Source organism: Rhodococcus sp. SMB37 (assembly GCF_004345605.1).
Classification (GTDB): Bacteria; Actinomycetota; Actinomycetes; order Mycobacteriales; family Mycobacteriaceae; genus Rhodococcus.
Genome location: NZ_SLVY01000005.1, coordinates 312,465 through 330,763, shown reverse-complemented (window position 1 = coordinate 330,763; position 18,299 = coordinate 312,465). Strand labels below are relative to the sequence as shown.

Sequence of the window (18,299 nt, the reverse complement as noted above, 5' to 3'; positions counted from 1 at the left end):
GGTGGAGACCGTACCGATCCAGCTTCCCGACAGCACGACGACCGCGGTCCGCTTGTTCCCGGGGCCGGATCACGACCACGAGAGCCGGCTCGACTCGTCGCGGACCGTCGTAGTGATCGTCCCGGGCCTCGGGATCCCGGCGGGGTACTACGAACCGTTCGCGCACGCCCTCGCCGAACACGGATTCGACGCCGCGATCTGCGAGCTCGCCGGTCAGGGCGACAGCCGCCCGAAGCCCGGACCCGACAGTACCTACGGCTACCAGGACATCGTCGCGGTGCATTTCCCCGCGATGTTCGAGGTCGTGCGTGAACGATTCCCCGACTCCACCCCGTACCTGCTCGGGCATTCGATGGGCGGTCAGCTGGGCGTGCTGTACGCCGCGCGTATTCGCGGTCGCCTCGGTGGGCTTGTGCTCGTGGCCTCCGGCACCCCGTACTACCGCCATTTCCCCGGGGCGCGCGGGCCAGGGCTCCTGTTCGGCTCGACGGCGATGTCGCTCACCGCGAGCGTCGCCGGATTCTGGCCCGGCGACCGGTTCGGTGTAGCGGGCTTCGGACGGCAGTCGCGTCCCTTGATTTCGGACTGGGCGAGGCTCGCCCGTAGTGGCCGGTTCGAGCCGGCCGGGGCCGATATCGACTACGAGGAGCGTCTCGCTCGGCTGGATATTCCGATTCTCTCGATCACGGTCGAGGGTGACGATTTGACGCCGGTCGCCTCGGCTCGGCATCTGCTCGAGAAGCTGCCCGCGGCCGACGTCACCACGTGGCATCTGGGTCGGTCGCTCGGTCACAACGGCTGGATCCGCGACAACGACGACACGGTCGAGCGGGTCGTGGCGTGGCTGCGCGACCGCTGAGATCCTGGGATCCACAGTGCGGATCCGAGCAATCGGACTCGGATCCACACTTCATCCCTACAGCTTCTCGGCCAGGAAAGTGAAGGTCAGCGCCGATTTGAACGCCGCCTGCGCGTTGTCTGCGGCGCCGCCGTGCCCACCTTCGATGTTCTCGTAGTACCAGACCTCGTGGCCCTGCTCCTCGAGGAGCGCCACCATCTTGCGAGCATGCCCGGGATGCACACGGTCGTCGCGGGTGGACGTCGTGATCAGGATCGGTGGGTAGGCCACGTCGGGATCGGTGTTCTGATACGGCGAATACTCCGACAGGAACTTCCACTCATCCGGGTTGTCGGGGTCGCCGTACTCCGCCATCCACGACGCTCCGGCGAGCAGCAGGTGGTAACGCAACATGTCGAGCAGCGGCACCTGACACACGATCGCGCCGAACAACTGCGGATATCGGGTGAGCATCACCCCCATCAGCAGGCCACCGTTACTTCCGCCCTGGACCCCGAGTTGTTCGGTCGTCGTGATACCCCGCGCAACAAGATCTTTCGCGACCGCGGCGAAGTCCTCGAACACCTTGTGGCGGTTCGCCTTCAATGCTTGCGTGTGCCAGGTGGGGCCGTATTCACCGCCACCGCGGATGTTCGCGATCACATAGGTGTTTCCGCGTTCGAGCCACGCCCGGCCCACACCGCCGCTGTATGCAGGCACCATCGAATTCTCGAATCCGCCGTACCCGTACAACAGCGTCGGCGACGCCGTGTCCGTATTGCTGCCGACGACGAAGTAGGGGACCTGAGTGCCGTCGTCGGAGGTCGCGAAATGCTGCGTGACGGTGATGTCGCCGGAGTCGAAGAACGACGGCGCCTGCTTTATGGCCTCGAGCCGTTGCCCGACCGTCCCCGACAACAGGGTTGCAGGGGTCGTGAAGCCGCTCGAGTTGAGGAAGAAATCGTCGCCCTCGCGCGGGTCGACATCGATGACCGACGTCGTCGTGGCATCCGGGAGCCCGTCGAGTTCCTCGTCGGTCCACCCGTCGGGTCCCGGAGTGAGGACGCGCATGCGGGTCTGGACGTCTCGCAAGGTCACCATCAGCAGATGGTTCTGCGTCCACGTGTACTGCTCGAGCGACGTGTGCTCGTCGGGAGTGAACAGCACCGTCATGTCTCGCGAGCCCTCGAGGAACGACGGGTAGTCGGTTGCGAGCAAGGAGCCCGCCGGATAGCCGAGCCACTCGGACCGGGGCCGGACCAGCATGTGGTCGCGGTACACGCTCACCCGCGCATCGTCCGGTACGTCGAGCTTGACCAGGGTGCCGTCGGGCTTCAGTTCGTACTGGTACGCGGCGTAGAAGTCGATGGCGCGGTCGACGAAGCTGCGTTCGTACCCGGGAGTGTTGTCGTAGCCGGCGCCGACGGCTACGTCGGTGGTTTCTCCCTCGAACACCGTCTCGGCGTCGGCGATCGGTGTTCCACGTCGCCAGCGCTTCGCGATCCTCGGGTAGCCCGAATCGGTCAGGGATCCGGCGCCGAAATCCGTTCCGACGAAGACTGTGTCGACGTCGATCCAGCTGATGTCGGTTTTCGCCTCGGGAAGTTCGAAACTGTCGGTACCCGACACGAACCGTCGTGCGACCAGATCGAACTCGCGGATGACGGTTGCGTCGGCACCGCCGCGCGACAGGCTGATGAGTGCACGGTTCTGGTCGGGTCGTAGAACCTGAGCTCCTGACCACACCCAGTTTTCGCCCTCTTCCGCAGCCAGGGCGTCGAGATCGACGAGGATTTCCCACTCGGGGTCGTCGAGGACGTACTGGTCGAGGGTGGTGCGCCGCCACAGGCCGCGTACGTGCTCGGCGTCGCGCCAGTAGTTGTACAGGTACCGGCCGCGGCGTCGGGCGTAGGGGATGCGTGCGTCGGTGTCGAGGATCTCCCGAATCCGGGATTCCAGCGTCGTGAAGTCGTCGGTGCGGGTGTAGGCGTCGACCGTGCGGTCGTTGCGGGAGCGCACCCAGTCGAGTTGCTTCTCGCCGGTGACGTCCTCGAGCCAGAGGTGGGGGTCGGTCGTGCTGTCGCTCATGTACCTATTTCTACCTGCCGTGGCTCCTGACCTCGGACCGGCCGGTGTCGCCCGCCGGGGTGTGAGCGAATGAATCCCCGGCGCAGTGCTGATCGAGGCGAACGAAACTGCGAGCCTGTGCGGGGCTCAGTACGCTGGCCGATGTGCAGCTGACCCCCTCCGACGCGCAGATGTACTGGCTCGCCGAGCGAATTCGCAGCGATCAATTCCTGCTGTACTGCTTCGCGGGCGACGTCGACGCCGATGCGGTGCGTGTGGTCGTCCGGCGACGTGTCGCGCGGATGGGGGATCTTCGATACAGGATCCGCGCCGTCCCGGGCAGCCTCGACTATCCGTACTGGGAGCCGCGGGAGTACAGCGACGACCAGGTCGTCGAGCACCGGCTCGCAGACGCATCGTGGGCGGGGTTGCAGGCGGCGTTGGGGTCGCTCGTGGCCACCTCGATCGATGCCCGGATGAGCCCGTGGAGGGTGCACGTCTTCGCCGGTGTTCGCGGCGCTCCTCGCTGTGACGGGTCCGCCGCTGTCGTGGTGTTCCAGGTGTCGCACGCATTCGCCGACGGTGCTCGGGCGACGGAACTGGTGCGCGCGCTGTTCGGTGCGGAGGAACCACCGCGCTCGTCGGCTCCGGAACCGGTCCCGATATCGACGATGCTGGCGCGGTTGCTCCGGTTTCCGGTCCAGTTCGCGCGACTCGTCGCGGCCGGACGCAGGGCTGCCGCTGCCGACCGGGCGCTGACCGACGCGACAACCGCAGGAGAGATTCCCGCGCCGGCTGCAGGCCGTCCTCTCGTCGGCGTCAATACCGCCCCCGGGGACGATCGGGCCGTGCGGATGGTGGTGTGCCCCGCCGAGGTCTTCCGCGGGGCCGGCGTCACTGTCACTGTGTCGGCACTGACAGCGATTTCCATCGCCCTGCCCCGCTTTCTGGAGTTGCGCGGTGAGCCGGTGCCGGATCGGCTCGGCGCCGAAGTCACCATCGTGGTCGACGCCACGGGTGCGTCCCGCAACAACTATCGCAACGCCGGCGTCGACCTGTTCGTGGCCGAACCCGACCTGCGTACACGGGCTGCTCGGATCGCCGTCGAGATTGCGGATCGTCGCACAAGGCTATCGAGCCGGCTTTTGGCGCAACGTGATTCGGCCGAAGAGTTCGTCCCGGCGCCGCTGCTGAAGTTCGGGGTCGATCGCTACTCGCTGGACGAGATTCCCGATACCGTCACCGGGAACACGGTGGTGTCGAGCGTGAACCGAGGCCCCGCAGATCTCGAAATAGCGGGCGCCCCGGTCGTATTCAGCGCGGGGTTTCCGGGATTGTCACCGGTGATGGCATTGACCCACGGCGTGTACGGCCTCGGTGAGACCGTCACGATCGGGATCAATTCGAGTCCCCGCGCGGTGCCCGACCTCGACGAGTACGAGGCGATGCTGCGTGAAGCGATCGATGAGGTCGCGGCAGCGCTCTGCGACTGAGCGTTATCGGGTGGCTCGTCGTCGGACGTCCTCGTAGGCATGACGAAGGAGGTCGGGTGCGATGGTCGAGGTCCGGACGCCAGGATTGACGATCGCAATCCACCCCTGAGTCCGATAGACCGGATGTGGAAGAACGGTGTCGGCGACGCTGAAGTCCACCGAGGATTGTGCGGCCCGTGGTTCCTCGCCGGTGAGCTCGGCAAATCTCGCCCTGCCGACGTGGATGTTCAAGCGCCACCGGTCCGGTAGGTCCAGCTCGGACTCGGTGTCGCCGGGACAGTCCTTCGTCACGATCGTCGCAAACGGCTGCGTCCGCAGCGGGACCTGACCGTCGGGGGCGTAGTAGAAGAAATGATCGCCCCATGCGACCTCGGGGAACCCACTTCCTTCGACGGGTGCGAGTTCGAGAATCCCGTCGAATCCGCGCACCGTCTCGAGAATCTGCTCCATACTCATGGTTCGAGTGTGCGGTTGAAGTCCTTATGGAGGGTTCGGCAATGGCCCATGGCGACGACATCGAACTGAGGACCGCCGCCGTGTCGGCGGCGACCGGCTACTCGGCACAGCAGATCCGCGACCTCGAGGCTCGCGGCGTCGTCGAGTGCGCTCCTAGGAAAGCCAACGGGTACCGGGTGTTCTCCACTCGACACGTTCGAGATCTGCGTGCATACCGCGACCTCGCTCGTGCTGTCGGTCCGGTGGAGGCACGGCGGGTCATGCGGCAGATCCGTGTTCTCGTGCGCGACGAGGCAGCCGCGCTGGTGGCCTCGCTCCACACCGGACTCACTCGCGAGCGCGACCACGTGCTCGAGGCCCGGCGCGCGCTTGTCGTCATCCGCGCGGAAGCTGCGATCGAGCTCGAACCCGCAGAGAGCGACACCATGACGATCACCGAACTCGCAGGCGCACTCGGTGTTCGGGCCTCGACTCTGCGATTCTGGGAGACAGAGGGACTCGTGACGCCACATCGAGTGGCCACGCGCGCAGGATCGGCCCGTCGTTATCCGCTGGCGGCGATCCGTGAGGCTCGCATCGTGGCAGGGCTGCGGGCCTCCGGCTACCGCATACCCGACGTCCGTAGAGCCCTCACAGCACTCCGTGACCTCCAGGATATCGAGGCGTCGCTGAGGGCGTTGGACACGAGGGTCGACGACATCGCAGCGCGAACCCTCTCGCTGCTGCGTGCCGGGTCCGTACTCGCCGAGATCATCACCTCACACGAGGCTGTGCAGGCGACATGTTGTACTGGTCGGCACGACGTGAAGGGGGACACATGGGTACATACGTAGTGACCGGTGCTGCATCCGGTATGGGTAGGGCGAGCGCGGAACGACTGCGCGCCGCAGGGCACACGGTGATCGGGATCGATCTGCGGGACACCGACATCGTCGCGGATCTGTCGACAACGGCAGGACGGTCGGCCGCGATCCGCAAGACTCTCGATCGTGCCGACGGACTCCTCGACGGCGCCGTGCTCGCGGCCGGACTGGGCCCGATTGCAGGAAAGGAAAAGGTGATCGCCGAGGTCAATGTGCGGGGCGTGATCGAGCTGCTGGTGGGCTGGCGGCCTGCCCTCGCCGCGACCGGTAACAGCAAGGTCGTGGTGTTCGGATCGAATTCGACAACCGCGACACCCGGTGTGCCGAAGTCCGCTGTGCGGTCGTTCCTCGCGGGCGACCTCGACAAGGGCGTCAAGCGCGCGAGCCGCATCCGCGCCGCCGCCGCGCCGTTCACCTACGCGGCGACGAAGATCGCGGTGACCCGCTGGGCTCGTCGCGCCGCGGTCACCGACGACTGGGCGGGATCCGGAATCCGGCTCAATGTCCTTGCCCCGGGCGCAGTCTCGACTCCCCTGCTCGAAACGCAGCTGGCCGGTCCGCAGGCGAAACGGGTCGAAGGTTTTCCCGTGCCGATCGGTGGTTTCGGTGACGCCGAGCAGATCGCCGAGTGGGTCGAGTTCATGCTGTCGCGCACGGCGGATTTCATGGTGGGCAGCGTGGTGACCGTCGACGGCGGGACGGAGGCGTATTTCCGGTCCGGGGACTGGCCCGTTGCCGTTCCGCTCAGTGGCCTTCCCCGATACCTGCTCCAGATGTTCCGTTTCCGTCCCTGACACGCTGTGCCCGCCCACCCGCATCATCCGATCGGTTGATGCGGATCCGACCCGCTCGGTCGATGTGAAGACCCGGTGCCGGCGGGCACGCTCGACGCATGCCCATCGTAGAAGTGACAGACCTGTACAAATCGTACGGAGAACGCACGGTCGTCGACGGCGTCAGTTTCGACGTCGGCGACGGAGAGATCTTCGGGATCCTCGGCCCCAACGGGGCGGGGAAGACCACCACCGTCGAATGTGTGTCCGGCCTCCGGGTACCCGACCGCGGCACAGTCCGTGTAGCAGGGCTCGATCCCGTCGCCGACCATCACGCCGTCACCGAAATACTCGGCACGCAACTTCAGCAGAGTGCGCTGCAACCGAAGCTGACCGTGCGCGAGGCGCTGGGTTTGTACGCGTCGTTCTATCCCGATCCCGCCGACGGCATGGCGCTCGCGGAGCGACTCGGTCTCGCGCCGGTCTTCGGCACCCGATTCGCGCAGCTGTCGGGTGGTCAGCAACAGCGGCTGTTCATTGCCCTCGCTTTGATCGGACGGCCGCGCGTGGTGGTGCTCGACGAGCTCACCACAGGCCTGGACCCGCGCGGTCGACGGGAAACCTGGTCGCTGATCGAGGAGGTCCGCGACTCGGGGGTGACGGTTCTGCTCGTCACCCATTTCATGGAAGAAGCTCAGCGCTTGTGCGACCGCGTCGCCGTATTCGACGCGGGTGCGATCAAGGCCCTCGGCAGCCCCACCGAGCTGGTCGGACGGTCGGCCTCGGCCGTTGTCGTGTCGTTCCGACCGACCGGTGGGTCGCCGCTCGATCGGTCCGAATTCGAAACACTTCCCGGCGCATCGGCGGTGCGGGGCGACGGCGAGCGGATCGTCATCGAGGGCAGCGACGACACCGTCGACGCGGTGCTGTCACTACTCGCGCGACGCGGACTGTCCGCCGAGCGACTTCGCGTCACCGACGCCACGCTCGACGACGCATTCCTCGACATCACATCCTCGGAGCCCGGACATGCAGGGAGCTGACATGCAGACCACAACCAATCCAGCGGTGGCAGTACTGAGCACCGAAGCCAGGCTGTTCGGGCGTGAGCCCGCCGCGATGTTCTGGATCCTCATCTTCCCCGTGGGGCTGCTGACGATTCTCGGCGTCATTCCGATGTTTCGGGAGACCGACCCGAATCTCGGCGGCCTCCGACTGATCGACCTGTACGTCCCGGTCACCGTTCTCCTGGCGATGATTGTGGCCGGCATCCAGACCATGCCCGGTGTGTTGGCGTCGTATCGGGAGCGCGGAATCCTGCGGAGGCTGGAGGCGAGCCCCGCGAAGCCCACGTATTTGTTGATGGCGCAGATCGTTGTGCACGCGGTGGCTGTCGCCGTGTCCGTCGTTCTCGCGCTGCTCGTGGGTCGTGTCGTGTTCGACGTCGCGCTACCGGCACAACCGTTCGGCTACGCGCTGGCCGTCGTTCTCACGCTCGCTGCCGCCCTGAGCATGGGGGCGGCGATCGCGGCGGTGTCGTCGTCGATGCGGGTCGCGCAGACGGTGGGCACCATCGTGTTCTTCCCCATGATGTTCTGCGCGGGAGTGTGGCTTCCGGTGCAGACGATGCCCGACCTGCTCCGGCGGGTCGTCGAAGTGACACCGTTCGGTGCTGCCTCACAGATCCTCGACCAGGCGGCGTCGGGTAGCTGGCCGAGCATGACCGGTGTCGCGGTGGTGGCGGGCTGGGCGATCGTGCTCACTGCAGCCGCAGTCAAGTGGTTCCGTTGGCAGTGATGGCGTCGCCGGTCACCCTGGAGACTGTGACTACATCTCATTCGGGAGCATCGTGCGTGGAACCGGCATCGCATTTCGGGGAGGACTCGTGGAGCCGATTCCACCGCTGGAGCCCACCGATATTGCTTGCACTCGGGATCGTGCTGTGTGTAGGGACGGCGTCGCTGGTGATGACACCCGCCGAATGGATTCCGGTGTCGGTGCTCACCGTGGCCGCGGCCGCCTTGGAAGTATGGTGGTGGCGCACCGGTCCTGGCACAGGGGCTGTGTACTACATCCTGCGGACTGTGATTGCGTTCGCCTTGAGCTGGTTCAATCCGTTCTTCGCGATCTACGCCCTGGTGGGCTACTTCGATGCACCGTGGTTGATCACCGAGCGCTGGGCCCGTCTCGGTCTGCTGGCGACGGCAGTGACTATGGCCGGGTCACAGTCGGGAGGTCTACCTCCTTCGGATTCCATGCAGTGGACAGTGTTCGGCTTGCTGTTCGTGCTCAATGCAGTGATCTCGATGGTGATGTACCGGATCGGCGAGCGCGACCTACGCAGGACCGAGGAACGGATCGAGGCCATCGCCGAACTCGAACGTATGAACACCCGACTCGAACAAGCACTTTCCGAGAATCGTGCGTTGCATGCCCAGCTGGTGCAGCACGCGCGTGAGGCGGGGATCGACGACGAGCGGCGTCGTCTTGCCGCCGAGATCCACGACACCTTGGCGCAGAGTCTCACCGGGATCATCACGCAGCTTCAGGCTGCCGGCGACGCCGACGATCCCGATGCGGCGCGGCGCCATGTCACCGTGGCGGCAGACCTCGCGAGGCGCAGCCTCGGTGATGCTCGGCGCTCGGTGCAGAATCTCGCGCCGGAAGCACTCGAACACGACACACTCGAATCGGTGTTGGCCGAGTCGGTGGATCGCTGGTCTGTCGAGCACGCGATCCGGACGGACTTCACAGTGACGGGGGATGCGGAACCGCTGCACGACGACATCGCCGTAACGTTGCTGCGAATCACCCAGGAGGCTCTCGCGAACGTCGCCAAGCACGCTTCGGCGCACCGCGTCGGTGTCACAGTGTCGTACATGGGCGACGAGGTGAGCGTCGATATCCGTGACGACGGGATCGGCTTCGATCCGGCGGCGGTGTCAGCGGACGGATTCGGGATGAGGGGGATGCGTTCCCGTGTCGCCCGTGTCGCCGGTGTCATGGACGTCGAGTCCGAAATCGGCTCCGGAACAGCGGTCTCGGTGCGGGTACCGCAGGTGCGTGCGGGGTCGGTGTCGTGAGCAGCGAATCGCAGGGGATCACCGTGCTGATCGTCGACGACCACCCTGTGGTCCGTGACGGCCTGCGCGGAATGTTCGCGGCCTCGGGCGAGTTCACGGTCCTCGGTGAAGCGGGGGACGGGCGTGAAGCGGTGGCACTCGTCGCCCGGCTGGATCCCGATGTGGTGCTGATGGATCTACGGATGCCGCGAGGCGGCGGTGTCGACGCGATCGCCGAACTCTCGTCGAGGCAGGTCCGTAGCCGAGTCCTGGTGCTCACGACCTACGACACCGACGCCGACACCATTCCCGCGATCGAAGCGGGTGCTACCGGGTATCTGCTCAAGGACGCACCGCGCGACGAACTGTTCGCTGCCGTGCGCGCGGCCGCGGAGGGGCGAACGGTGCTGTCGCCGGTGGTGGCGTCGCGCCTGATGTCCCGGGTGCGTGGTGCGGATACTCCACGGTCGCTCAGCTCCCGCGAGCGCGAGGTGCTGGCACTCGTGGCGAAGGGGACCTCCAATCGCGAGATCGCGCGGGTGTTGTTCATCAGCGAGGCGACCGTGAAGACGCACCTCACCCACATCTTCGGGAAGCTCGAGGTGTCGGACCGCGCCGCGGCCGTGGCCGCGGCCTACGAGCGAGGCATCCTGGGCTGAATCCGCATGGCCGAATGTCACCTCGATGACGCCGAAGTGCATGAATGTCACCTTCGGTCATGGGTGGGGGCGTGTGGTGGCGCGATGCCGAACAGCATCGCGTCGATGCCGGCGGTGAACGCCGTGTCGTTGTCGAGTGGAGCGGTAGGGGAGCTCTCGCCTGTACTGGCGAACAGCGCACTCAGGTGTGGGTAGTCACCGTAGCCGAGCATGGCCGCGATGTACTCGGCGCCGCCTCCCGACTCGGAGGCGACGTCGCCGGCGGATTCCTGCGCGGCGAAATTCGTCACCCACCCGCTCAGTAGCGCGACGCCCATCATGGTGGATGTCGTGTCGAGCTTCGCCGGTGCGAGTGCTCCGACGAGGTGATCGAGATAGGCGACGGTGTTCGGACCCATGTCGGTGGCGGGCACCTCGCGAAGCCACGGGTGGCGCCGGTGCAGCGCGCGCGATTGTTCCGCTGCGGCCAGGACATCGGTACGCACGTCGCCGGTGAGGGGCGCGAACTCGTATTCGCCGGCGACGTGGTCGGCCATCAATGTGAGCAGATCGTCCTTCCCGGACACGTACCGATACAGGGATGCGGCCGAGGTGCCGAGCGCCTCGGCGACACGGCGCATGGACAGCGCGCGCATGCCTTCTCGATCGACGAGGTCGACGCAGACCGCGGCGATATCGCCGAGCGTGTGTGCGGGGCGGGGGCCGCGCTTCGGTTCGTCGGATCGCAGCCACAATGAGGTCGGCATGGACTCAGCATGCCTCGAGGAGGCATTTGCGAACATCGTTCGCGGATCGCTACACTGCATCTGCGAACGCTGTTCACAGATGAGGAGATTCCCGTGAACGTCATCGAAACCGAAGGCTTGACCCGTCGCTACGGCGACCGCACGGTCGTCGACGGGCTGGATTTCCGAGTGCGGGAAGGCTCGGTGCATGCGTTGCTCGGGCCGAACGGCTCGGGTAAGACCACCACCGTGCGCATGCTGTCGACGCTCCTGCGTCCGACTTCGGGGAAGGCTCGGGTCCTCGGATTCGACACCGTCGCCGACGCTGTTCGGGTACGGCAACGTATCGGATCGGTCGGGCAGTTCCACTCCGTCGATCCGCGGCTCACCGGCGCCGAGAATCTCACGATGTTCGCGCGGCTCTCCGGGATGCGGACTCGTGCCGCTCGTCGTCACGCTCGCGACCTGCTCGAGCGCTTCGATCTTGCCGAGGCGGCCGACCATCGGATCCGGAGCTATTCGGGCGGCATGCGTCGCCGGCTCGACATCCTCGCAGGCACCGTCGTGCGCCCCGCAGTGCTGTTCCTCGACGAACCCACCACCGGTCTCGACCCGCGTAGTCGCAACGACATATTCGGATACATCCTGAATTTCGTGGCGGAAGGCACCACGGTGGTGCTCACCACCCAGTATCTGGACGAGGCCGAACGCCTAGCGGACGCCATCACGATCCTCGACGGCGGTCGCACTGTCGCCACCGGTACGCCCGCCGAGATCACCGCCGCGGTCGGTGTCGGCCTCGATCTGGTTGTCGCGTCTGCCGATCATGGCCGGGCAGCGGAGCTCCTGACCGGATTCGGCGCGCGAGAAGTCGGATCCACTGCCGTGCGGGAAGACTCGATCCGCCTGTCGTTCGGGCTGGACGACGAACCGGAACTCCTCCCGATCCTGCGGGCTCTCGACGCCGACGGGATCGACGTCCACGACATCGGCAGACGCCGCGCGAGCCTCGACGAAGCCTTCCTTGCGCTCACTGAAAGGGCCACCGCACCATGACCATCGACACCCAGGTGCATCCCTCCGTAGGCACGGCCACGGCGGCGCGAGTGGTGTTCGGCCGCACCGTCGCCACCTACCGGCACTCGCCGGCTCTGCTCGGAGTCTCGCTCGCAGCGCCGCTCGGCATGGTCGTGTTGTTCGGCTACGTCTTCGGCGGCACCATCGCCGGTGACGCCGACCCCTCGGCGTATCGGTCGTACCTCATGCCCGGCGTGTTCGTCCTCGTCGCGTCTCTGGGTTCGATGGCCACGGCGAGCACTGCCAATGCGGATCTGAGCAGCGGACTCACCGACCGGTTCCGTGCCCTGCCCATTGCGCGTTCCGGAGTGCCGACGGGGCTCGCACTCGCCGAGACCGTGATCGGTGCGGTCGCCCTCGCCGCAATGATGGGGATCGGGTACCTGGTCGGGTGGCGTATCGACGCACCCGCCGGTGATGTCGCCCTGGCTGTCCTTCTGCTGTTCGCATTCCGGGCGGCACTGAGCTGGCTCGGCATCCTGCTCGGCATTGCGATCCGTGACGAACAGGTACTCCAACAGGCTGCACCGATGATCTTCGGACTCATCATGCTCTCGAACGTGTTCACACCCACAGAAGCGATGCCGTCCGTCGTTCGCGCGATCGCGGAGTGGAATCCGATCAGCGCGGTGGTGGCGGCGCTACGGGAACTGTTCGGCTCGGGAACTGCGGTAGCGGCGGATGCGGCGTGGCCGATGCACCACCCTGTCGTCGCGGCATTCGGATGGATCGCGGTGATCCTCGCGGTGTCGGTGCCTGTCGCGGTGAGGCAGTACGGTGCGCAACGGTGAGTGCGCAAATCCACCTTACCGGCGGGTAACCGGACCATCGGCAGACAGCGGGATCGGGCAGGACTACCCTGTATGGCTGTGACCTCACACTATGACGTCGTTGTCCTCGGAGCCGGTCCCGGTGGGTACGTCGCTGCTATCCGCGCGGCACAGCTGGGATTGAGCACCGCCATCATCGAGCAGAAGTATTGGGGTGGTGTCTGTCTCAACGTGGGCTGCATCCCCTCGAAGGCGCTTCTCCGCAATGCCGAACTGGCACATCTCTTCACCAAAGAGGCCAAGACCTTCGGCATCTCGGGAGACGTGTCGTTCGACTTCGGTGCCGCCTTCGACCGCAGCCGCAAGGTGGCCGACGGTCGCACCAAGGGTGTGCACTTCCTCATGAAGAAGAACAAGATCACCGAGTACGACGGTAAGGGCTCGTTCGTCGATGCCAAGACCATCGAGGTGGCGCTCACCAAGGGCGGCACAGAACAGGTGACCTTCGACAACGTCATCATCGCCACCGGCTCGGTCACCAAGTTGCTGCCGGGTACGCAGCTCAGCGACAACGTCGTGACCTACGAGGAGCAGATCCTCACCCGCGAGCTCCCAGGCTCGATCGTCATCGTCGGTGCCGGCGCCATCGGCATGGAATTCGGCTACGTCCTGAAGAATTACGGGGTCGACGTCACGATCGTCGAGTTCCTCGATCGTGCCCTGCCCAACGAGGACGCCGACATCTCCAAGGAGATCACCAAGGCGTACAAGAAGCTCGGTGTCACCATCAAGACCGGTGCGGGTGTCCAGAAGATCGTCGACAACGGCTCGAACGTCACCGTCGAGATCAAGGACAACAAGTCCGGCAATATCGAGACATTGACCGTCGACAAGGTGCTGCAGTCGGTCGGTTTCGCGCCGCGCGTCGAGGGCTACGGCCTCGAGAACACGGGAGTGGCCCTCACCGATCGCGGCGCCATTGCGATCGACGAGCGCATGCGCACCAACGTCCCCGGTGTCTATGCCATCGGTGACGTCACCGCCAAGCTGCAGCTCGCGCACGTCGCCGAGGCGCAGGCCGTCGTCGCTGCCGAGACCATCGGCGATGCCGAGACCCTCGAGTTGGGCGACTATCGGATGATGCCGCGCGCGACGTTCTGCCAGCCGCAGGTCGCGTCGTTCGGTCTGACGGAGGAGCAGGCGAAGGCCGAAGGCTACGACATCAAGGTCGCGACCTTCCCGTTCACCGCGAACGGCAAGGCCCACGGCCTCGGCGACCCGAACGGCTTCGTCAAGCTGATCGCCGACAAGACACACGGCGAACTCATCGGTGGCCATCTCATCGGCCCCGACGTCTCCGAGCTGTTGCCTGAGCTGACTCTCGCGCAGAAGTGGGACCTGACCGTCAACGAACTGGCGCGTAACGTCCACACGCACCCCACGCTCAGTGAGGCGCTGCAGGAAGCCATCCATGGCCTCGCAGGCCACATGATCAACTTCTGACCTTCCGCGCGGGTGGACCCCCGCTCGGATGTACCGGCTCAGCCCGTGGTGACTTGACCGTCACCGCGGGCTGCTGTCGTTCCGGCTCTGTTCGGTGCGGGGTGCAATACGAGCTCGACGAGGCAGTTGCCGTCCTGAGGGTCGGGAAACACGTCGACGGTGTACGAGGCTCCGAGTGCGTCGGCATGGTCGTCGAGGACGCGCTGGATCAGGCCGCGCTGGATGCCGCGTACCACTTCGGGGTTGCTGCGCGCGATCTCGGCCAACGGGCAGGTGCAGAGCGTGATGCTGTGGGTGCCGAACGCGTTGGTCGCCGTCTGTGTCTCGAAGCCGAGCTGGTGGAGCGATTCGATGACGAGCGCTCCGGCGTCGGTGGTGGGGGCCGGGGAGAGTCCGAGCATTCCGGCCCAGTCGTCGCCGACTTCGAAGGCCTTCCGTTCTCGTTCGGTGGCGCTACCACCGATGCGCGCAGCGAGCAGGGCGACGAGATCGGTGTAGGACGGTTCCCTCACAGCGAGATAGCCCATTCGCGGTCGTCCGACCTTCTCGGCCGGTAGCGGCCGGATTCGGACGAGCCCTTCGTCGACGAGCCCGGAGAGATGGAACCGGATCGTCGTGACATGGAGGTCGAGCGCGGCCGCGAGATGGTGCGCGTCGAGAGGTCCCGTGGATTCCCGGAGCATGTCGAGCACTCGCTCGCGTTGCTTCACCCGCCTTGCCAACTCGCACTCCTGTCGCGGTTTGTGGCGCCCCTTAGGTGAGGGTCACCTTATTAAAAGGAGAAAAATCCCCTATAGTCGTCGCCATGAAGGCAGCGACCGATTCGCCATCCACGGTACGACCGAGCCGCGGAGGTCTGGGAACTGCGGCTACCCTTGCCCTGGCACTCATCGCGGTCGCGTCGATGGTGGTCGCCGCCGCGGCGGTATTCATCGCCGTCGAGGTGCACGGACAGGACCGGCAGTCGGTCGCCGAGTCGACGTCGAACGCCGCGATCCTCGCCGCGCTGCAGTCGCTCGCCGCCGACCGAGGCGCCGCGGCCACGCAGGCTCCCGCCGGCGAACCCGCGCCGACAGGCGAGGTCGAGCCTGCTCCGGAAGAGGGCGCTCCAACTGCGCCGGCAGTTGTGGCGCCGGGGCCCGTGCCTGCCGCTTCCGGCGCTCCGGCGCCCCAGGGGACGGCCGTCCCGGCGCCCGAACCTGCGGCCTCCGCACCGCAGACGCCCACACCCAGCGCCGAACAGCTCACTGCGACGCTCCACTCGGCGGTCGACCCGGCAAACTCGCTCTCGTACCGCCGGTCGCATGTCGAACGGGGTGCGGAAGCCGGACCTGTTCTCGAACAGATCGGGGCACGCGCAGGGACGATGCTGCAGGTTGTCCAGCCGCGCGTCGTCGACCCAATCGACTTCGACGGCACTGCCGCGGCGGGTCGCCTCCAGGTGACGTTCGCCGGGGCTCCCGGTCCCGAGACACCGCTGCGCCTGACCTTCGTATACCTCGACGGAATGTGGAAGCTGTCGGCGCGCAGTGTGTGCGACGTGGCATCGTTCAACGGATTCTCGTGCCCTTCCGGGTATGTGCGGTAGCGGCACGGTCGCTCGGTGAGAACACGGCGGTCCAGCTCTTGACCACGACACGGATGACCAGATCCACCAGCAGCGCGCAGACGATGATCGCAAGCGTCCACGCGAACAACTCGGGTGTCTGCAGCAGCGTCCGGGTCTGCGCGATGGCAGCGCCCACGCCGTCCGGGGCGGAAAGCAGTTCGGCCATCACCGCGACACGCACCGACCCGGATGCGACCGCTCCCGTCGCCGCGACGATCGGAGGAAGGATCGACGGCACGACGATGAACACCAGCCGTCGCGAGCGACTCAACCGGAGGCCGGTGCCGAGTTCGAGCAGATTCGGGTCGATCGACTGCAACGCCGAAGCAGTCGCCGAGGCGATGATCGGCACCATCACGGTCGCACACACGATGATCGTGATCGACGGGTCGCTGCCCATCCACAGCACGAGGCACACGATCAGCACGATCGGAGGTAGGCCCTGCAGGATCGCGCGGAGCGGTGCGAGTACACCGTCGGCGAAGGACGACACTGTCGCCGCCCATCCGAACAGGATCCCGACACAGAGCGCAAGCACCGTCGCGGTGGCGGCGCGCACGAGCGTGAGCGTCAACTCGGTCGCGAGCGAGCCGTCGGCCACGACGTCCCACAGTGCTTCGAGTGTCTGCACAGGACTCGGCATCACGGCGGGGGACTGACCCAGTGACAACCAGTGCCAGACCCCCAGAAGGACGGCGACGCACAGCGCGGCGCCGAGCGCGTACAGCGGCGACCGGGTACCCGCAGACGAGGCGTTCACGCTCGTCAGCTCGCGCCGTAGAAGCCGTCGGCAGGCATCTCGCCGCCGATCGAATCCGGCACCGTCCTCATGAGCGACTCGTAGAGCAACTCTGTATCGGCGCGTCCCTCTGCGGCAGGCAGGTAGGTAGGTCGCAATTCCGGCAGGACCTGCCCGACCACGTTGGCGGGGATCGGGACGATGTCGCTGACCGCGACTGCGCCCTGCTGAGGGTCGGACACGACCTCGATGACCGAGCCGAGCAGAGTGGTCTGCAGGGCGCCGACGAGATCCGGATACTCGCGCGCTACTTCGCCGCGGAGCACGAATCCGGCGAACGGCAGAGACGACGCTGCGGTCTGCTCCACCCACAGGTCCTGCATGCTCTGCGCTTCGGCGATGTTGTCGCTTGCTCCGGCGACCACCGTCGAGAGGTGCTCCGGCAGGATCGCGTACTGCATCGACCCCGACGTCAATCCGGTCGCGATGTCGAGTGGTGTGGGGTGGTATTGCAGGTTCACATCGGGATTTTCGCCGGCATAGGTCATCCCGGCGGTGTCGAGGATCTGCCGAGTCACCAGATCGATGATGTCGTTCTGGAACGGGATGTGGACGGTCTGTCCGCGCAGATCGTCCAGCGTGGTGCCTTCGGGGCCCATCAAATACACGATGTTCCCGCTCACCGTGCCGACGAGAACGAGATCGATACCCTGCGCACACAGGTTCGCCGCGATGTTGATCGGCATGGCGGCGAGATCGTAATTTCCGGCAATGAAGTTGGTGCGCAACTCTTCCGGAGTACTCGCGGTACTCGTCGAGGTGGTGGCGACCCCGATGTCGTCGAGCCCGGTCAACGGCGCAGCCATTGCCACGTTGTTCGCGACACCGACGTTCAGGGAGTCGGGCAGGCCCGAGCCGGCGCCGCTCACGGTGGTCTCGGCTCCGCAGGCCGCCGCATCGTCGTCGGTGCCGCATGCGGTGAGCAGCATCGTGGCGACAGACAGTGTGACGACCAGTGCGCGAATCCTCGAGGGGAAATGATGACGGTTCACGGAGATCCTTTGATCGAACTCGACAAGGTGGGTCTGTCCCGCGGAGGCAGCGTGATAGTCGACGACGTGTCGTTACGACTCGACGCCGGTGAAATCCTGGTGATACTCGGCGAGTCCGGGCTGGGAAAAACCACGGTGCTGCACGCCGCCGCCGGATTGCTCGAACCGTCGTCGGGCACCGTCACCCGCTGGTGCGAGCGGCAGGGAATGCTGTTCCAGGAGGCACGGCTGTTGCCGTGGATGTCCGTGGAGAGAAATGTTCTGCTCGGTGCGCCCGGACGAGATGTGTGGAGGCCGGGGCCCCGCCCGGACGTCGAGAGTGCGCTCGACGAGGTCGGGCTCAGAGATGTCGCGCATCTACCGCCCTTCCGATTGTCGGGCGGGATGCAGCGTCGCGCGGCTCTCGCCCGAGCATTGTTCGCGCGCCCCTCGGTGGTATTCGCCGACGAACCGTTCGCGCATCTGGACTCTGCGTCGGCGAAGACCGTGGGCGTTGCGCTGGGGCGAGTCGCGGCAGAGGGGGCGGGCGTGCTGATGACCGCGCATGAGATCACCGACATATTCACCACCATGGGAAATTACCGTACATTATTCCTGTAAATAGGATGTGCAG

Annotated in this window: 19 protein-coding genes; 13 read left to right on the top strand and 6 right to left on the bottom strand. The window is 66.0% G+C overall.

The annotated features are described in order from the left end of the window. Position 1: 1 nt before the first annotated feature. On the top strand, positions 2 to 859 hold the full coding sequence (locus EV641_RS11165) for an alpha/beta fold hydrolase (protein ID WP_132471820.1): 858 nt from the start codon (positions 2 to 4) through the stop codon (positions 857 to 859). 57 nt (positions 860 to 916) lie between these two features. Here the strand turns inward: EV641_RS11165 and EV641_RS11160 are convergent, their stop codons facing one another. Then, positions 917 to 2,926, bottom strand: coding sequence for a prolyl oligopeptidase family serine peptidase (locus EV641_RS11160; RefSeq protein ID WP_132471819.1), 2,010 nt, complete (start codon positions 2,924 to 2,926; stop codon positions 917 to 919). A 143-nt stretch (positions 2,927 to 3,069) separates the two neighbouring features. Here EV641_RS11160 and EV641_RS11155 point away from each other — a divergent pair, with 143 nt between their 5' ends. Next, entirely contained in the window at positions 3,070 to 4,398 is a 1,329-nt protein-coding gene (locus EV641_RS11155; RefSeq protein ID WP_132471818.1) for a wax ester/triacylglycerol synthase domain-containing protein, read from the top strand. 3 nt (positions 4,399 to 4,401) lie between these two features. Here EV641_RS11155 and EV641_RS11150 read toward each other — a convergent pair whose 3' ends face one another. Next, positions 4,402 to 4,854 (bottom strand): DUF6194 family protein, encoded by a 453-nt coding sequence (locus EV641_RS11150; protein ID WP_199233208.1) that lies wholly within the window; start codon positions 4,852 to 4,854, stop codon positions 4,402 to 4,404. Between the two features lie 41 nt (positions 4,855 to 4,895). Between EV641_RS11150 and EV641_RS11145 the strand changes: the two genes are divergently transcribed. From EV641_RS11145 to EV641_RS11120, 6 genes are all read left to right on the top strand, one after another. Further along, positions 4,896 to 5,687, top strand: a complete 792-nt coding sequence (locus EV641_RS11145; protein WP_132471817.1) for a MerR family transcriptional regulator — start codon at positions 4,896 to 4,898, stop codon at positions 5,685 to 5,687. Then, positions 5,672 to 6,511: an SDR family oxidoreductase gene (locus EV641_RS11140; protein WP_132471816.1), complete on the top strand. Its 840-nt coding sequence runs from the start codon at positions 5,672 to 5,674 to the stop codon at positions 6,509 to 6,511. The genes EV641_RS11145 and EV641_RS11140 overlap by 16 nt, the downstream gene beginning before the upstream one ends. Positions 6,512 to 6,609: 98 nt before the next feature. Further along, complete coding sequence (locus EV641_RS11135) at positions 6,610 to 7,533, top strand: ABC transporter ATP-binding protein (protein ID WP_054715836.1); 924 nt, start codon at positions 6,610 to 6,612, stop codon at positions 7,531 to 7,533. A 1-nt stretch (position 7,534) separates the two neighbouring features. Next, positions 7,535 to 8,287: an ABC transporter permease gene (locus tag EV641_RS11130; RefSeq protein WP_132471815.1), complete on the top strand. Its 753-nt coding sequence runs from the start codon at positions 7,535 to 7,537 to the stop codon at positions 8,285 to 8,287. A gap of 56 nt (positions 8,288 to 8,343) precedes the next feature. Continuing rightward, positions 8,344 to 9,573 carry a sensor histidine kinase gene (locus EV641_RS11125; protein WP_241997054.1) on the top strand — a complete coding sequence of 410 codons (1,230 nt, stop codon included), beginning with the start codon at positions 8,344 to 8,346 and terminating at the stop codon, positions 9,571 to 9,573. After that, positions 9,570 to 10,211, top strand: a complete 642-nt coding sequence (locus EV641_RS11120; protein ID WP_132471813.1) for a response regulator transcription factor — start codon at positions 9,570 to 9,572, stop codon at positions 10,209 to 10,211. Before EV641_RS11125 ends, EV641_RS11120 begins: the two co-directional genes overlap by 4 nt. 47 nt (positions 10,212 to 10,258) lie before the next feature. Here the strand turns inward: EV641_RS11120 and EV641_RS11115 are convergent, their stop codons facing one another. Next, positions 10,259 to 10,957 (bottom strand): TetR/AcrR family transcriptional regulator, encoded by a 699-nt coding sequence (locus EV641_RS11115; protein ID WP_241997052.1) that lies wholly within the window; start codon positions 10,955 to 10,957, stop codon positions 10,259 to 10,261. A 93-nt stretch (positions 10,958 to 11,050) separates the two neighbouring features. Here EV641_RS11115 and EV641_RS11110 point away from each other — a divergent pair, with 93 nt between their 5' ends. The 3 genes from EV641_RS11110 to lpdA all read left to right on the top strand — a co-directional run bounded on the left by EV641_RS11110 (position 11,051) and on the right by lpdA (position 14,286). Beyond that, entirely contained in the window at positions 11,051 to 11,992 is a 942-nt protein-coding gene (locus EV641_RS11110; RefSeq protein ID WP_241997050.1) for an ATP-binding cassette domain-containing protein, read from the top strand. Continuing rightward, entirely contained in the window at positions 11,989 to 12,804 is an 816-nt protein-coding gene (locus tag EV641_RS11105) for an ABC transporter permease (RefSeq protein WP_054715845.1), read from the top strand. The genes EV641_RS11110 and EV641_RS11105 overlap by 4 nt, the downstream gene beginning before the upstream one ends. Positions 12,805 to 12,882: 78 nt before the next feature. Further along, the gene (gene lpdA / locus EV641_RS11100) at positions 12,883 to 14,286 is read left to right on the top strand and encodes a dihydrolipoyl dehydrogenase (RefSeq protein ID WP_054715849.1); all 1,404 of its coding nucleotides are present in this window, start codon (positions 12,883 to 12,885) and stop codon (positions 14,284 to 14,286) included. Positions 14,287 to 14,324: 38 nt separating this feature from the next. Here the strand turns inward: lpdA and EV641_RS11095 are convergent, their stop codons facing one another. Continuing rightward, positions 14,325 to 15,008 (bottom strand): ArsR family transcriptional regulator, encoded by a 684-nt coding sequence (locus EV641_RS11095; RefSeq protein WP_241997049.1) that lies wholly within the window; start codon positions 15,006 to 15,008, stop codon positions 14,325 to 14,327. 83 nt (positions 15,009 to 15,091) lie between these two features. Between EV641_RS11095 and EV641_RS11090 the strand changes: the two genes are divergently transcribed. Beyond that, entirely contained in the window at positions 15,092 to 15,874 is a 783-nt protein-coding gene (locus EV641_RS11090; RefSeq protein WP_132471811.1) for a hypothetical protein, read from the top strand. Here the strand turns inward: EV641_RS11090 and EV641_RS29190 are convergent. Continuing rightward, complete coding sequence (locus tag EV641_RS29190; RefSeq protein ID WP_158289144.1) at positions 15,837 to 16,655, bottom strand: ABC transporter permease subunit; 819 nt, start codon at positions 16,653 to 16,655, stop codon at positions 15,837 to 15,839. The genes EV641_RS11090 and EV641_RS29190 overlap by 38 nt on opposite strands. Before the next feature lie 5 nt (positions 16,656 to 16,660). Beyond that, positions 16,661 to 17,686 (bottom strand): ABC transporter substrate-binding protein, encoded by a 1,026-nt coding sequence (locus EV641_RS29185; protein ID WP_054716641.1) that lies wholly within the window; start codon positions 17,684 to 17,686, stop codon positions 16,661 to 16,663. Between EV641_RS29185 and EV641_RS11080 the strand changes: the two genes are divergently transcribed. Next, a complete protein-coding gene (locus EV641_RS11080; RefSeq protein WP_158289143.1) occupies positions 17,675 to 18,286 on the top strand; it encodes an ATP-binding cassette domain-containing protein in 612 nt (203 codons plus the stop codon). The genes EV641_RS29185 and EV641_RS11080 overlap by 12 nt on opposite strands. Positions 18,287 to 18,299: the final 13 nt, after the last annotated feature.

What these genes read in the sequence shown, in the direction of transcription:
- EV641_RS11160 (WP_132471819.1), bottom strand. Translation starts at nt 2,926, where the DNA reads ATGAGCGACAGCACGACCGACCCCCACCTCTGGCTCGAGGACGTCACC.
- EV641_RS11150 (WP_199233208.1), bottom strand. Translation starts at nt 4,854, where the DNA reads ATGAGTATGGAGCAGATTCTCGAGACGGTGCGCGGATTCGACGGGATT.
- EV641_RS11145 (WP_132471817.1), top strand. Translation starts at nt 4,896, where the DNA reads ATGGCCCATGGCGACGACATCGAACTGAGGACCGCCGCCGTGTCGGCG.
- EV641_RS11140 (WP_132471816.1), top strand. Translation starts at nt 5,672, where the DNA reads ATGGGTACATACGTAGTGACCGGTGCTGCATCCGGTATGGGTAGGGCG.
- EV641_RS11135 (WP_054715836.1), top strand. Translation starts at nt 6,610, where the DNA reads ATGCCCATCGTAGAAGTGACAGACCTGTACAAATCGTACGGAGAACGC.
- EV641_RS11130 (WP_132471815.1), top strand. Translation starts at nt 7,535, where the DNA reads ATGCAGACCACAACCAATCCAGCGGTGGCAGTACTGAGCACCGAAGCC.
- EV641_RS11115 (WP_241997052.1), bottom strand. Translation starts at nt 10,957, where the DNA reads ATGCCGACCTCATTGTGGCTGCGATCCGACGAACCGAAGCGCGGCCCC.
- EV641_RS11105 (WP_054715845.1), top strand. Translation starts at nt 11,989, where the DNA reads ATGACCATCGACACCCAGGTGCATCCCTCCGTAGGCACGGCCACGGCG.
- EV641_RS11090 (WP_132471811.1), top strand. Translation starts at nt 15,092, where the DNA reads ATGAAGGCAGCGACCGATTCGCCATCCACGGTACGACCGAGCCGCGGA.
- EV641_RS11080 (WP_158289143.1), top strand. Translation starts at nt 17,675, where the DNA reads ATGACGGTTCACGGAGATCCTTTGATCGAACTCGACAAGGTGGGTCTG.